The 14,889-nt window shown below is 45.6% G+C and carries 16 protein-coding genes and 1 other RNA gene; 4 read left to right on the forward strand and 13 right to left on the reverse strand.

The genetic code is table 11. From position 1 onward, the window contains the following. Window positions 1–16 precede the first annotated feature (16 nt). The 5 genes from AB4138_RS00335 to rsmI form a co-directional block, all read right to left on the reverse strand. Window positions 17–1,774 carry a penicillin-binding transpeptidase domain-containing protein gene (locus AB4138_RS00335; RefSeq protein WP_136982232.1) on the reverse strand — a complete coding sequence of 586 codons (1,758 nt, stop codon included), beginning with the start codon at window positions 1,772–1,774 and terminating at the stop codon, window positions 17–19. Beyond that, the gene (ftsL, locus tag AB4138_RS00340) at window positions 1,771–2,088 is read right to left on the reverse strand and encodes a cell division protein FtsL (RefSeq protein WP_017062901.1); all 318 of its coding nucleotides are present in this window, start codon (window positions 2,086–2,088) and stop codon (window positions 1,771–1,773) included. The genes AB4138_RS00335 and ftsL overlap by 4 nt, the downstream gene beginning before the upstream one ends. 3 nt (window positions 2,089–2,091) lie before the next feature. Next, window positions 2,092–3,042: a 16S rRNA (cytosine(1402)-N(4))-methyltransferase RsmH gene (gene rsmH / locus AB4138_RS00345; RefSeq protein ID WP_017066240.1), complete on the reverse strand. Its 951-nt coding sequence runs from the start codon at window positions 3,040–3,042 to the stop codon at window positions 2,092–2,094. A gap of 228 nt (window positions 3,043–3,270) precedes the next feature. Beyond that, an RNA gene (gene rnpB / locus AB4138_RS00350) (RNase P RNA component class A) lies at window positions 3,271–3,710 on the reverse strand. Window positions 3,711–3,886: 176 nt separating this feature from the next. After that, window positions 3,887–4,753, reverse strand: a complete 867-nt coding sequence (rsmI, locus tag AB4138_RS00355) for a 16S rRNA (cytidine(1402)-2'-O)-methyltransferase (protein ID WP_017066241.1) — start codon at window positions 4,751–4,753, stop codon at window positions 3,887–3,889. Window positions 4,754–4,814: 61 nt separating this feature from the next. Here rsmI and AB4138_RS00360 point away from each other — a divergent pair, with 61 nt between their 5' ends. From AB4138_RS00360 to AB4138_RS00375, 4 genes are read left to right on the forward strand one after another with little or no spacing between them, the layout of a single operon-like run. After that, a complete protein-coding gene (locus AB4138_RS00360) occupies window positions 4,815–6,632 on the forward strand; it encodes a penicillin-binding protein activator (RefSeq protein WP_372304639.1) in 1,818 nt (605 codons plus the stop codon). Next, window positions 6,619–7,017, forward strand: a complete 399-nt coding sequence (locus AB4138_RS00365) for a YraN family protein (protein WP_017059277.1) — start codon at window positions 6,619–6,621, stop codon at window positions 7,015–7,017. Before AB4138_RS00360 ends, AB4138_RS00365 begins: the two co-directional genes overlap by 14 nt. A gap of 2 nt (window positions 7,018–7,019) precedes the next feature. Next, window positions 7,020–7,610 (forward strand): phosphoheptose isomerase, encoded by a 591-nt coding sequence (locus tag AB4138_RS00370; RefSeq protein WP_004729817.1) that lies wholly within the window; start codon window positions 7,020–7,022, stop codon window positions 7,608–7,610. 16 nt (window positions 7,611–7,626) lie between these two features. Continuing rightward, window positions 7,627–8,232: a BON domain-containing protein gene (locus AB4138_RS00375; RefSeq protein WP_017062905.1), complete on the forward strand. Its 606-nt coding sequence runs from the start codon at window positions 7,627–7,629 to the stop codon at window positions 8,230–8,232. A gap of 254 nt (window positions 8,233–8,486) precedes the next feature. Here AB4138_RS00375 and sspB read toward each other — a convergent pair whose 3' ends face one another. The 8 genes from sspB to zapE form a co-directional block, all read right to left on the reverse strand. Further along, window positions 8,487–8,981 carry a ClpXP protease specificity-enhancing factor gene (gene sspB, locus AB4138_RS00380; protein ID WP_017072808.1) on the reverse strand — a complete coding sequence of 165 codons (495 nt, stop codon included), beginning with the start codon at window positions 8,979–8,981 and terminating at the stop codon, window positions 8,487–8,489. 6 nt (window positions 8,982–8,987) lie between these two features. Then, on the reverse strand, window positions 8,988–9,623 hold the full coding sequence (gene sspA / locus AB4138_RS00385; protein ID WP_009848943.1) for a stringent starvation protein SspA: 636 nt from the start codon (window positions 9,621–9,623) through the stop codon (window positions 8,988–8,990). 97 nt (window positions 9,624–9,720) lie between these two features. Then, complete coding sequence (locus tag AB4138_RS00390) at window positions 9,721–10,458, reverse strand: cytochrome c1 (protein ID WP_017061436.1); 738 nt, start codon at window positions 10,456–10,458, stop codon at window positions 9,721–9,723. After that, window positions 10,455–11,720, reverse strand: a complete 1,266-nt coding sequence (locus tag AB4138_RS00395; RefSeq protein ID WP_017061435.1) for a cytochrome bc complex cytochrome b subunit — start codon at window positions 11,718–11,720, stop codon at window positions 10,455–10,457. The genes AB4138_RS00390 and AB4138_RS00395 overlap by 4 nt, the downstream gene beginning before the upstream one ends. Next, the gene (gene petA, locus AB4138_RS00400) at window positions 11,720–12,310 is read right to left on the reverse strand and encodes a ubiquinol-cytochrome c reductase iron-sulfur subunit (RefSeq protein WP_017061434.1); all 591 of its coding nucleotides are present in this window, start codon (window positions 12,308–12,310) and stop codon (window positions 11,720–11,722) included. The genes AB4138_RS00395 and petA overlap by 1 nt, the downstream gene beginning before the upstream one ends. Window positions 12,311–12,640: 330 nt before the next feature. Beyond that, window positions 12,641–13,033, reverse strand: coding sequence for a 30S ribosomal protein S9 (rpsI, locus tag AB4138_RS00405; protein ID WP_004740758.1), 393 nt, complete (start codon window positions 13,031–13,033; stop codon window positions 12,641–12,643). A gap of 13 nt (window positions 13,034–13,046) precedes the next feature. Continuing rightward, complete coding sequence (gene rplM / locus AB4138_RS00410) at window positions 13,047–13,475, reverse strand: 50S ribosomal protein L13 (RefSeq protein ID WP_010434689.1); 429 nt, start codon at window positions 13,473–13,475, stop codon at window positions 13,047–13,049. 247 nt (window positions 13,476–13,722) lie between these two features. Then, complete coding sequence (zapE, locus tag AB4138_RS00415) at window positions 13,723–14,826, reverse strand: cell division protein ZapE (protein ID WP_017061433.1); 1,104 nt, start codon at window positions 14,824–14,826, stop codon at window positions 13,723–13,725. Between the last annotated feature and the right edge of the window lie 63 nt (window positions 14,827–14,889).

Raw genomic sequence — 14,889 nt, forward strand, 5'->3', positions numbered from 1 at the left:
TGAATCCTGATTGGCTCTATTCTTGAAACTTGTTTTCATCAGCAGGGACATTCAGAATTTGCAGTGCGCCCTTCATGATTTCAGAAAAAACAGGGGCTGCGACCGAGCCACCATAGTAGAGGTCACCTTGAGGTTCATTGATCATCACAACCAAAGAGACTCTTGGGTCACTCACTGGAGCAACACCTGCGGTATAGGCGAAGTACTCGTCTCCATAACCACCGGAAATCGCTTTTCTAGATGTACCTGTTTTTGCTGCTACTCGGTAACCCGGCACGGCAGCTCTTGTCGCTGTACCGCCCTTTTGGGTTACGCCTTCTAGCATGTTCAAAACCAACTCAGCATTTTCGCGCTTGATGATCTGTTTTGAGAAATCTTGGTCGTTGCTTTTAACGATATGGATAGGTTCGTAAACACCGTGATTCGCTAACGTCGCATAGGCATGAGCCAATTGCAGCGGAGTAATCGCTAGACCATAACCAAAGGATAAGGTAGCGATTTCAAACTTAGACCAGCGTCGACGGTTCGGGAAAATACCCGCGGTCTCACCGACTAGATTCAGCCCAGACATCTCGCCAAGACCAACAGAACTGTACATGCCCAGTAGCGCTTCAAGTGGCATATCCAGTGCTAACTTCGCCACACCTATGTTACTCGACTTCTTAAGGATTAACGCCAAGTCTGCCTTACCAACTTTGGAAGTATCACGTACACGGCTACCACCGATTTGCATGATGCCGTTACCCGTATCAATTACAGTATCAGCATCCGCGGTACCATTTTCGAGAGCGGCAAGAACAACAAACGGCTTAACCGTCGAACCTGGCTCAAAAGCATCGGTGATCACGCGGTTACGCATCTTAAAGCTTTGTAAATCAGCACGATTGTTTGGGTTGTAAGACGGTGCGTTAACCATGGCCAAAACCGCACCCGTTTTTACGTCTAATAAGATGGCAGATCCAGACGTCGCCTTGTGATCGGCTACCGCCTGTTTAATCGCTCGATAAGCGATGGCTTGTAAGCGCTGATCGATGGTCAATTCGAGTGGTTTACCTTCTTCACGCTCTTCTAGTGCAATGTTTTCAACTACTCGCCCGTAACGGTCTTTACGGATTGTACGTTTACCTGCTTCACCCGTGAGCCACTTATCGTAGCTGCGCTCGACACCTTCTAGGCCGTGTCCATCAATTCCGGTCACACCAATAAGATGCGCGCTGACTTCACCGGCTGGGTAATAACGACGTGATTCTGCTTTAAGACCAATACCCACCAGCTTTAAGTCGCGGATGTATTTCGCCATTGCTGGGCTAACTTGTCTTTGTAGGTAGATAAAACGACGAGATTTGTCGCTGGAGATCTTGTTGATCATCGATTGTCGATCTAAGCCAAGTACATCGGCTAACGCGTACCAACGCTCAATTTGGGCCATGCCGTTTTTATCGAAAATCGTTTTAGGATCGGCCCATACCGCTTCAACTGGAACACTCACAGCAAGCGGCTCGCCATTGCGGTCTGAAATAATACCGCGAGCAGAAGGAATGGCCTTAACACGGACTGAGCGAAGGTCGCCCTGACGAATTAAGTTATCTGGTTCAATAATTTGGATGTAAGCCACACGACCAACCAGCGCAGCAAAGGCAAGAAACACGAAAGCAATAACGACGTTGAAACGCCATTTAATCAGAATTGGATCCGAGTCCTTTTCGCTCTTCACTCGCTCTTTCGTTGGTTTCTTAACGGCTTTCGCGGGGGCTTTTTCCTTTTTTCCGGTCATTTCAGTGTGATCACAACTTCTTTGTCGGAGTCTGGACGTTTCATGTCTAGCTCTCGTTTTGCCGATGCTTGAACGCGGCTATGTTCAGCCAGAGCCGTCTCTTCAAGCATTAAATTTCGCCATTCATTATCAAGCTGTTCACGCTCACTCAATGCCATGTCTTTTTGCGTGATTGCCTGACGTGACATGTGTGTCGTGAGAACGACCCCCATCGCGCTCGCGAAGATACAGATAAGCAGCACCAATGGGACTTTACCCACGGAGATCAAATCAAAAAATATTATCTTGGCTAAGTTAGGTTTGGAGGTCTTCATTGACTATAGCTTTTCTGCGATTCGTAATACTGAGCTACGCGAACGAGTATTCTCATCCACTTCATCTTTAGAAGGCTTGATCGCTTTACCAACAGGCTTAAGATCAGCACTGCCTAGCGCTTTGATCTGCTCTTCTGTTAGTGGCAGGCCATGTGGTACTTGCGGACCTTGGCTCTCTTTACGGATAAAGCGCTTCACCATGCGGTCTTCAAGAGAGTGAAAGCTAATAACAGACAAACGGCCTTCAGGAGCAAGAATGCTTGCTGCGCCTTTCAGGGCTGTATCGATCTCTTCAAGTTCACTGTTGATGTAGATACGGAAGGCTTGGAAAGCACGTGTTGCTGGGTGCTTTTTCTCTTTGAAGCTTTTTGGAGCTACATCCGAGATAAGCTTAGCCAACTGACCAGTGCGCGTTAGAGGTTCGTTCTCTTCATTCTCTTGATAAGCGATGATGCCTTTCGCGATACGACGAGCGTGTTTGTCTTCACCGAACTCACGGATAACCCATGTGATGTCATCAAGATCGGCTTCAACTAACCACTGAGAGACAGGAATACCGGTTGTTGGGTCCATACGCATATCAAGCGGACCGTCTTTCATGAAGCTAAAGCCACGCTCAGCGTCATCTAGCTGTGGTGAAGAAACACCTAGATCCAGTAACACACCATCCACTTGACCGACTAAGTCATAACGCTCTGCATATTCAGCCATACCTGAGAACGGGCCGTGAATAATCGTAAAACGAGGGTCATCAATCTTTTGCGCTTCTGCAATCGCTTGTGGATCGCGGTCAATACTAAAGAGTCGTCCATTCTCGCCCAGTTTAGACAGGATTGTACGGCTGTGACCACCACGGCCAAAAGTACCATCGATGTAGGTACCGTCAGGTTTGATCGCAAGTCCGTCAATAGATTCGTTAAGCAATACTGAAATATGTTTGAATGCTTCTGTCATAGTCTTCTCAGTGAGTGGATTGAGCCATTAGTTCGGCAATAATTTGTTCTATTAACGTTTTAGTGTACTGATTTCACGCCGTATCTCCACCATATTGTGTATAGGCTTTGGGAATTTTTGACCCAAGCTCATATCAGGGTGAAGGATTCTAAGGAAATCTAAATAATTTACGTCAATATAAAGCAAAAAACCCATCACTACCGTTAAGTAATGATGGGTTCTTTATATAGGTGGAGTTGACACATACGCCGGGTTCTGTTCCGCTTGCGCGGCGGTAACCATTCGTCTAGGCCTGCAATCGCTCACAGGCTCAAGCAATCTACCCGCCCCCATACGCGAGCAACGCAATGTGAGGGCCTATTTGATCTTGCTCCGGGTGGAGTTTACCTTGCTACGAACTGTTGCCAGTCGCACGGTGCGCTCTTACCGCACCCTTTCAGCCTTACCTGTGCCCCTTCCGAAGAAATGAGGCCATCGGCGGTCTTCTCTCTGCTGCACTTGTCGTGGGCTCGCGCCCCCCAGACGTTATCTGGCACCCTGCTCTATGGAGCCCGGACGTTCCTCCCCTCTACCAGTCTCCCGAAGGACTTCAACGTCAGTTTCCCGAAGGACCTCAACGTCAGTCTCCCGAAGGACATCAGCAAAGCAGCGATTACCCGTTCAACTCCGAGGGCGGATTGTATAGAGATTAGGGTGCAGTGTCTAGCGAGATCACAAATATGGTGCAAACCTCTAAGCAACTGCGTGAATTTTACACAATTCAGACAAAAAAAGAGGAATAACGGCAATACCATCACTCCTCACAAGCTTTTCAATACAGGTTAGCTACTCTATAAAGAGGTTTCTAGTGGTCTAGATGCTCTAGGCCCCATTTGTATAACGCGTTCTTTTTCAGATTATAGATTTCTGCCGTCATCGCCGCCGCTTTTTTAAGAGGCAGCTCTTTGGTTAGAATGCCTAGTGTGCGAGTCGCTTCGTCTGGCAGTTCTGTGCTCGCTTCTTCACGGTGGCCGTGAATCAGTAACACCATCTCACCGCGTTTACGGTTCGCGTCTTCTTCAATCCACTCAATAAGTTCACCAAGTGGCAGCCCTTGGATGGTTTCGAAGGTTTTGGTTAGCTCACGCGCCAATACAACCTCACGGTCAGGGCCAAGAATCTCGAGCATATCTTGTAGAGAATCTGAAATACGGTGTGGTGATTCATAGAAGATGCATGTGCGCTCTGCCTTTGCGATCTCTAAGAACTTGTCTTTACGACCTTTGCTCTTTGGTGGCAAGAAGCCCTCAAAACTGAAACGATCTGACGGTAAACCAGAAGCACTCAACGCGGTAATCACAGCACAAGCACCAGGAAGTGGCACAACTCTCACACCCGCTTGACGACATTGTGAGACAAGATGGTAACCTGGGTCACTAATTAAAGGAGTACCCGCATCAGAGACTAATGCGATAGACTGACCTTCTAATAATCTTTCGACTAGAACTTGTGCTTTAGTTTGTTCATTATGATCATGTAAAGCGAACGTTCTGGTTGATATATTGAAGTGAGCAAGCAGCTTACCCGTGTGGCGTGTGTCTTCGGCTGCAATAACATCGACACTTGATAAAATTTCAATTGCTCTTTGAGTGATATCTCCCAAATTTCCGATTGGGGTTGGCACAATGTAGAGAGTTGGGCTCTCTGTGAGCAAGGTTTTGTTATCTGTCATTTGTTTACCATCACTTCAACGATTAATATAGATACAAATTTATACGGAATTTAAAGAACTCATGGCAACGATGAACCATAAGAGACTCAGTGTACCACGCTTACTAACTCCAATTGCATTAGCAATTACATTGGCGGCTTGTTCTTCAGGTCCTCAAGCACCAACGAGCGTTGATATTACACTAGATCCAGCGCAATCAACTGAAAGTTACATGATGCAGGCGGATAGTAGCAAAGGAAGTCTACAAAACGACTGGTTAATCATGGCGCTTAAGGCTTCTGTGCAAGTTGGAAAAACCGATCAAGCAACTCTGCTGATTAAACGCTTAGCAAAACAAGAGCTGAGCGAAACGCAACAAGCGGAATGGCAATTAGCGCGCGCTCAACTGCTGGTGAATAACTCGCAGCCTGAACAAGCTTATAGCCAACTGAACTTCCAGCCTTGGTGGAAACTTCCGAACGAGCAGTGGAAAGATTATCACGAGCTACGCGCGAACATTTCTGAAATGCAAAGCGAGTATTTTGAAGCAAGCCGTGAGTTAGTTCTTTATTCAGAATATCTAGACGCTGACGACGAGCTCCAACAGCAAGCTGCTGACCGTATTTGGCAGAACCTAAATAGCTACTCTCAATATGAGATTCTAGAGCTTAAGACGTCGCCTACAGAAGACGTTCTTGCAGGTTGGTTACAGCTGGCGATTTACATGAAGACGCTGAATTCAAACCTTCCAAACCTGCAGGAAACCCTGTCTGATTGGCTAGCAGAGAATTCTCAGCACCCAGCAGCAACATATACACCTCAGGCGATCACTGACATCTTGGCGCTAGAGATCAGCAAGCCAACCAGCACTGCACTATTACTGCCTCTAACCGGTAAGTACGGCAAGCAGGCACAACTTGTGCGTGACGGTTTCATCTTTGCGATGATGAATGACAAAGAGCGCGAAGAAGATGCAACGCTGACGGTAATGGATACCAACGTGCAAAGTGCCGCTGAGATTAAAGCGACACTGGAAGAGAACAATGTTGATTTCATCGTTGGCCCGCTGATCAAGAGTAACATCACTAAACTTCAGCAAGCGCAGAAAAACCACGAGAATTCGATTCCAGCTTTAGCTCTGAACATTCCAACGCAACTAGAACCTGATACCAATATTTGCTATCTCGCTCTATCGCCTGAACAAGAAGTTGCTCAGGCAGCGAAACACCTATTTGCTCAAGGCTACAAGTATCCGCTTATCCTTGCGCCAAGAGGACGTTTAGGTGAGCGTGTTGAGCAAGCGTTTAAAGAAGAGTGGAAAAAATACAGCAGCAACGATGTGGCTATCAGCTTGTTCTCTGACAAACGCCAACTGCAACGTAATGTGAATCAGGTATTTGGCTTGCAAGATAGCCAACAACGTATCGCTCAAATGGATGGGTTACTGAACCTAGACCTAGAAACAGAGCCACGCAGCCGTCGTGATATCGATTCTGTCTACATTGTGGCTAAGAACTCAGAGCTAACGCTAATCAAACCCTTCATTGAAGTTGCAATTAACCCTGATGCTAGCCAGCCCGCTCTTTTCTCAAACTCACGCAGCAACAGCGGTGATAAGCAGTATGAAGACCTAACCGGCGTGTTCTACAGCGACATCCCACTATTGGTTGAGAACAAAAACGAGCTTAATAAAGAGCTAAACGACCTATGGCCTGCACACTCAAACGGCCAAAAGCGTCTGCAAGCACTGGGAATGGATGCATACTACCTAATGGATGCACTGCCACAGATGAAAGCCGTACAGGGTTACAGCATTCCAGGTGAAACGGGTGTGCTAACCATCGATAACAACTGTGTGGTTCAACGTGAAATCAGCTGGGCAGAGCATGGGGCTTTTTAGCCGAAAGTTCCTATCCAAACCAACCATCACCCACAAACAAGTGGGTGATAAATACGAGGCCGTGGCAAAATCTTATCTGATTAACCACGGTTTATCGTTAATAGAAGAAAACTTCATAGCAAAATGTGGCGAGATTGATCTTATAATGCGCCATAACAATACGGTTGTGTTTGCTGAGGTAAAATACCGCAAGCAAACCCGCTACGGACATGCCGCTGAAATGGTGACTGCCAAGAAGTCACAGAAACTGCTCAAAACAGCCAATGTTTGGCTTATGCAGCAAGGCTTGTCGGTGCACTCTACAGATTTCAGGTTTGATATTGTTGCCATTGAAGGGCCGAATGACACTATCGACTGGATTCAAAACGCGATTACCCAAGGATAAACATGCTAGACAGCATTAAAGAAAGTTTCACAGAAAGTATTCAAATCCAAATTGCGGCTGCAGAAGCTCTGCCTGACGCAATCACGCATGCCGCTCAAGCAATGGTTGCGACCTTGCTTAACGGAAACAAAATTCTTTGTTGTGGTAATGGTGGTTCGGCGTCGAATGCTCAGCAATTTGTATCGTGCCTACTCAACCGGTTTGAAACAGAGCGCCCTAGCCTTCCAGCAATGGCACTCACAGCAGACAACACCACGCTAACGGCTGTGGCTAACGACTACCACTATGAAGAGATCTTCTCTAAGCAGGTGCGTGCATTCGGTCAAACTGGCGATATTCTGTTGGCTATCTCGACTAGCGGTAACAGCAAGAACATCATCAAGGCAATGGAAGCGGCGGTAACTCGCGACATGACCATCATCGCCTTTACCGGTAAAGATGGTGGTGAGATGGCAGGTTTGCTTGGTGAACACGATGTAGAGATTCGTATCCCGTCACACCGTACAGCGCGCATTCATGAAGTACACATGGTGACACTGCACTGCCTATGTGACCTAATCGATCAAGTACTCTTCCCTGCCCACGAAGAGTGATATACGGAGCATCACAATGAAATCATTAACCTCTATGAGGCTGTTTAAGCTGATTAATGTTTCGCTACTTACACTGTCTCTGTCTGGTTGTGCTGGCATTTTCATTGCTGGTGCTGCAACTACTGCAAACCTAGTCACAGATACGCGAACAACCAAAGAGATTTGGAACGACAACAACATCGAATTTGAAGTTGCAGCGATTACCAATAAACAACCATTCCGTGGCAATGTACGTGTCACCGCAAGCTCATACCGAGGTTCAGTGGTGTTGATGGGGCAAGCAACCACAGATTCAGAACGTCGCGCTTTTGAAAACCAAGCCAAAGAAGTGGCTGGCGTTGAGAGCATCCACAATCAAGTTCGAGTGAAAGAACCTTTGTCTGTAAGTGCTATCAGTAAAGACAGCTGGATTACCACTAAGGTGAAATCAGCTCTGCTTGCGAATGCTGAGCTTAACGGCATCAAAGTAAAAGTGATTACTGAGGATTCAGAAGTATTCCTACTTGGACTCGTGACTAGAGAGCATGCCGATATCGCGACAGAAGTTGCGCGTAACATATCTGGCGTAAAACAGGTTATTCGAGCGTTTGAATACGGTGAAGAAGAGACGGCTGTTAACTAGCCGTAAGCCAGTCAACTAAATGCGATATAGCAGAAAAGAAAAAGCAGCGACGAGTCGCTGCTTTTTTATTTGGTTCGTTATCTAATACCAATCGTAGTAAATAATCTATCATTCTAGCTTGTTAAAAATTTCGATAACTGCGTTAGAATTTTTGATTGTAGAATAACTACTTATCAAAAAATTCCGCCTTGCTCTCAAGCTTTTTTCCTGCGCTATTTCTGATCACTTACTTACTGTGATTGGTATAACTAACGTTATTTGATAACACGAAGGCTTGGGCGACCTTTCGCTGGACGAGGTGGCTCAGGATCTGAGTCTGGCTCTTCAGCATCTACGTCTGCCGTTGCTACGCTCAAAGATGGGCCTTTTTCTGGTTCTTCAAAAGGACTTTCTTCAATCCCTTCTTCAAACGCTTCCATGTAAGCCTCTTCAGGTTCAAACATGGTACCAGCACCATTTTCACGAGCATAAATCGCTTGTACTGCGTAAAGCGGAACGATCACAGAGTGTGGACGACCACTAAAGCGAGCACTAAACGTCACAGCTTCGTTACCCAGTTCAAGTTGTCCAACCGCACGAGGCGCGATGTTCAGAATGATCTGACCATCTTGAACAAACTCTTCTGGAACTCGCACACCCGGTAATGTTGCTTCAACAACAAGGTGTGGAGTTAGTTCGTTATCAACCAGCCACTCATAAAATGCACGAAGCATGTATGGTCGGCGTGGAGTCATATTAGAAATATCCATAAACGCTTAGCGAACGAGTCGCATCTCACGCTCAGCTTCAGTTAGAGAAGCTAGGAATGAATCACGTTCGAATACGCGGTTCATGTAAATCTTAAGCTCTTTAGAACCAGGACCAATTAGTTCGATACCAAGCTCAGGTAAACGCCATAATAGCGGAGCTAGGTAACAATCAATTAGGCTAAACTCTTCGCTCATGAAGTATTCATACTCAGCGAAGATAGGAGCAAGAGTCAGTAGGTCGTTGCGCAGTTTAACGCGAGCTGCTTCAGATTCTTCAGCGTTGCCTTTAACGATCTTCTCTGCAACTGAATACCAGTTACGCTCAATGCGGTACATCATTAGACGGCTGTTACCACGAGCAACCGGGTATACAGGCATCAACGGTGGGTGAGGGAAACGCTCATCTAGGTATTCCATGATGATCTTCGAGTCATATAGAGCAAGCTCACGATCAACAAGAGTAGGTACTGATTTGTACGGGTTCAGTTCAACAAGCTCTGCTGGTAGATTTTTTTCATCAACCAACTCAACTTCAACACTTACGCCTTTTTCAGCAAGAACGATGCGCACCTGATGGCTATACATATCAGAAGCACTTGAGAAAAGAGTCATTACAGAACGTTTATTGGCAGCTACAGCCATGGAGCCCTCCAGTACACTTTAAATAAAAACAATGGAGGCCTAAAGCCTCCATTGAACATTAACATAATTTGGGAATTAGCACGGTATTATAGCACAATTAGTGCACATCACGCCAATACTCTTTCTTCAGCAAAATCACGATGATAGTGAAGATTACTAAGAAGGCCATTACCCACCAACCCATAGCGTGACGCTCAAGTTGAACTGGGTCGCCCGAGTAAACCAAAAAGTTAACAAGGTCACGAACTGCTTCGTCGTATTCACCAGCACTTAATTCGCCAGAGCCGTCAGTCTCAGTGCCAACAACAACCGTCACTTCCTCGCCATCTACCATATGAGTATCGTAGATTGGTGTTGGGATACCTTGCAGTTCTTCAAGAACGTGCGGCATACCAACGCTTGGGAAAACAATGTTGTTCACGCCAAATGGACGAGACGGATCTTCATAGAAAGTACGAAGGTAAGTGTACAGCCAGTCTGCGCCACGAACACGAGCAACCAATGTTAGGTCTGGTGGCGGAGCACCAAACCAACTTGCCGCTTGATCAGAAGGCATAGCATTAACCATCAAGTCACCGATTTTCGCTTCAGGGTCGAAAATCAGATTTTCCTTCATAAGATCAACGGGGATCTCTAAATCATTCGCAACACGTTCATAGCGCTGGTACTGCGTTGAGTGACAAGCGAAACAGTAGTTCATGAACATCTTAGCGCCATTTTGCAATGAAGCTTTGTCTGTTAAATCATTGTTCGCTTTGTCTAATGGTACGTTTGCACCCGCTGCCATCACCAGTGACGGCAACATAGCAAATAAAATTACAATCCACTTTTTCATTTGAATGTCACCCTTTCTGGTAATGGTTTCGTCGCTTCATTTTTACTGTAGAACCACAGTAGAACGAAGAACATGAAGTAACCTAAGCTAAAGATTTGAGCCAGTAGCGTGTATGTTGGCGTTGCTGGAAGCGCACCAAGTACACCAAGCGCAATAAAGCTTATTGTGAATTGGATGATGTTAATCAAATGCAGTTTGCTACGGTAACGGTAAGAACGCACTTTACAACGGTCGAACCATGGTAGTAGGAATAGCACAACAATAGATGCGCCCATTGCTACAACACCTAGCAACTTATCAGGAACAGCACGCAGAATTGCGTAAAACGGCGTGAAGTACCATACCGGAGCGATGTGCTCTGGTGTTTTCAGTGGGTTAGCAGCTTCAAAGTTTGGCGGCTCAAGGAAGAATCCACCCATCTCTGGGTTAAAGAACAGCACATAACAGAAGAAGAATAGGAAACCGGCCACACCAACCATATCTTTCACGGTCCCGTATGGGTGGAAAGGAATAGAGTCAATGATGTCGTATTTCTTAGTGTAATCCTTGTGGAATGGGAACTGCGTTTTGTAGTCGTCGCCCATTGTGCCTTTAGGAAGTTTCGTCTCAATACCGTCTGGGTTGTTCGAACCCACTTCGTGCAGTGCTAGTACGTGAAGTACGATAAGCAGCAGAAGTACAATTGGTAGAGCGATAACGTGCAGTGCGAAGAAACGGTTCAGCGTTGCACCAGAGATGATGTAGTCACCACGGATCCAAAGCGTTAGGTCATCACCGATAACAGGGATCGCACCAAACAGAGAAATGATTACCTGAGCACCCCAGTAAGACATTTGACCCCATGGTAGTAGGTAACCCATGAAAGCCTCAGCCATAAGCACTAAGAAGATCAACATACCGAAGATCCAAAGTAGCTCACGAGGCTTTTGGTAAGAACCATAGATTAGGCCACGGAACATGTGCAGGTAGATAACAACGAAGAATGCCGAAGCACCTGTTGAGTGCATGTAACGTAGTAGCCAACCGTATTCCACATCACGCATGATGTATTCAACAGAAGCAAATGCACCCTCACCTGACGGTACGTAGTTCATTGTTAGCCAAATACCCGTAAGGATTTGGTTAACCAATACCAACATTGCCAAAGAACCGAAAAGGTACCAAAAGTTAAAGTTCTTAGGCATTGGGTATTCAGATAAATGCTTTTTATACGCATTCATCGCGGGTAGACGTTTCTCTACCCAATCAAGCAATCCTTGCATTACGCGTCTCCCTCGTCCACACCGATCATGATCTTAGTGTCACTCAAATACATATGCTTTGGTACAACAAGATTCAATGGAGCTGGTACGCCTTGGAATACTCGACCTGCCATATCAAACTTTGAACCATGACAAGGACAGAAGAAACCAGACTTAACACCCTGAACTTGTTCTGCAAAAGAATCCGGCAGGTAAGTTGGAGAACAACCTAAGTGCGTACAGAAACCAACAGCAACGAAGAATTCCGGCTTAATTGAACGGAACTCGTTCTGTGCGTATTCTGGTTGTTGTTCAGCTTCAGATTGAGGGTCACGAAGTTGACCACCGATCGATTTTAGGTTTTCTAGTACCGACTCAGCACGGCGTACAACCCATACAGGTTTACCTTGCCACTCGACACGAACCATTTGTCCCGGTTCTAACTTACTGACTTCCACTTCCACCGGCGCGCCCGCAGCTTTCGCCTTGGCACTCGGATTCCATGATTTAATAAAAGGCACGGCTACAGCAGCTGCTCCTAAACCACCAACAACGGCTGTTGTTGCGGTTAAGAAACGCCTGCGACCGTTATTTAAAGGCGCGTTGCTCATCCAAACATTCTCCCATTTGCTCCTTGTGGATTGAAATAATTCCGATTAAAGAGCATGGCTAACAAAATATGTATTTAGTTCTATTTATTGACGGCAAATGATAAATAAAACCCTACTTTTTGACAAGATAAAGCTACCTTTTTGTAACAATCATGAGGCAAAGCGCACATTGGGTTACAAAAGCTTTCAAAATATAAGAATTTGGAAATAAAACGAGGAAGGGAAAGCGTTTAGAGGGGGTATAAAAACAAAAAGCCCGGCATATAGCCGAGCTTTGAACCACAATTCCAGTCGTAAAACTGGGGGCGTGTACTTTTTCGTAAAGAAAAATTAACGCTTAGAGAATTGAGGTTTACGACGTGCTTTACGTAGACCAACTTTCTTACGTTCAACGCAACGAGCGTCACGAGTAACGTAGCCAGCTGCACGTAGAGCAGGACGTAGAGTTTCATCGTACTCCATAAGAGCGCGAGTGATACCGTGGCGGATTGCGCCAGCTTGACCAGAAATACCACCACCAGAAACAGTGATGTAAAGGTCAAGTTTCTCAGTTAGTTCAACTAGCTCAAGAGGTTGCTTAACAACCATACGAGAAGTTGGACGACCGAAGTAAACATCAAGGCTACGCTTGTTGATTACGATCTCACCAGAGCCTGGTTTGATGAAAACACGAGCTGCTGAGCTTTTGCGACGACCAGTGCCGTAGTATTGATTCTCTGCCATTTTCATAATCCCCTTAGATGTCTAGTACTTGTGGCTGTTGAGCAACATGGTTGTGCTCAGTACCAGCGTACACTTTAAGCTTACGGTACATCGCGCGGCCTAGAGGACCACGTGGAAGCATACCTTTAACTGCTAGTTCTAGAACCATTTCTGGTTTCTTAGCAATTAGCTTTTCAAAAGTGATAGTTTTAAGACCACCTGGGAACTCTGAGTGACGGTAGTAAACCTTACCCTTAGCTTTGTTACCAGTTACAGCAACTTTCTCAGCGTTAACAACGATGATGTAATCACCAGTGTCTACGTGAGGAGTGTATTCTGCTTTGTGCTTGCCGCGTAGGCGAGAAGCGATTTCACTTGCTAGACGGCCAAGAGTTTTGCCTTCAGCGTCTACAACATACCAGTCGCGTTTTACAGTTTCTGGTTTAGCAACGAAAGTTTTCATGCTAATAATTACCTATTTAAAAAATTTACACTTAAGGAATACTCGCGTATTCCCACTGTCTAAGAGTTACCATTCATCACCCCTTCGAGTGTTGGAAAACTCTTGGCATAACGTGATTTTACTCATCGCTAGAGGCCCGCAGTAACGGTAGGTCGCAGGATTATAGAGAAGAGCGAAGAAAAAATCACCTCTTTTTGAACAAAATCACGATTTTTTTAATTCTATTTCTTATTCGAGATAATCAAAGCTAACTTAAGTGTTCTTTTGCCAAATATTCATGGCTCTGCATTTCAATTAAACGCGACTGACAACGTTTAAATTCAAACTCTAGCTGACCATGGGTGTATAGCTTTTCTAGCTCCACTTCCGCTGAAATAATCAGCTTCACATTGCGCTCGTAGAACTCATCAACTAATGCAATGAAGCGCCTCGCAGCGTCATCTGAAGTCGCGCCCATTTGCAATACATCCGCCAATAGAACTGTGTGATAAACCCGAGACAACTCAATATAGTCGTTCTGGCTACGAGCCGACTGACAAAGCTGAGCAAAGGTGCCATGCAGTACGCCATCACTCGCTTCGACTACATCTAATTGACGGTGGTTAACCTCTATCTGCTTAAGCTTCTCTTTATCTTCACCAACGAGCTGAGCGTAATACTTTTCGAGATTAATATTCGCTTGGCTATCTAGCGGGTAATGGTAAATCTCAGCCTGTTCTAAGGTACGTAGACGATAGTCAATACCACTATCGACATTAAGGATATGACAGTTGTCTTGAATGAGCTTGATGGCAGGTAAGAAACGCGCTCGCTGTAACCCGTTGCGATACAGATCCGCAGGTGGAATATTAGAGGTCGCAACCAAGATAGCGTTTCGAGCGAATAACTCTTGGAACAAGGTTCCTAGGATCATCGCATCGGTGATGTCTGAAACAAAGAATTCGTCGAAACAGATAATGTCCGCTTCTTCCTTCAACTTGTCTGCGACTAAAGGCAATGGATCACTCACATTACCTAGCGCCTTTAGCTCATCATGAACTCGATACATAAAGCGGTGAAAGTGAACACGCATTTTTTTAGTGGTCGGTAAGGCATCATAGAACGTATCCATTAGGTACGTTTTTCCTCGCCCTACGCCACCCCAAAAATAGAGACCTTTCGGTGGTTGTGGCAGTTCTGGCTTTTTGCCTAGTAATTTCTGGAAGCGAGTCAGTTGAGGAATGGGCGTATTCATGTAATCTTGAAATTGATGAAAGAGTTCATCTAAAGATTTTACGGCTTGCTCTTGTGCTGGATCTCTTTGAAATCCATGTTCTTTTATATCTTGTTCGTATTTTTTAATGGGATTCATGACGACATTTCCACAATGAAAGCAATATCAGACAACAACTAAAAATGAGCCCAAACAGTACGA

Origin of the sequence: Vibrio sp. 10N.286.52.C3 (genome assembly GCF_041468865.1) — a bacterium.
Classification (GTDB): Bacteria; Pseudomonadota; Gammaproteobacteria; order Enterobacterales; family Vibrionaceae; genus Vibrio; species Vibrio crassostreae_C.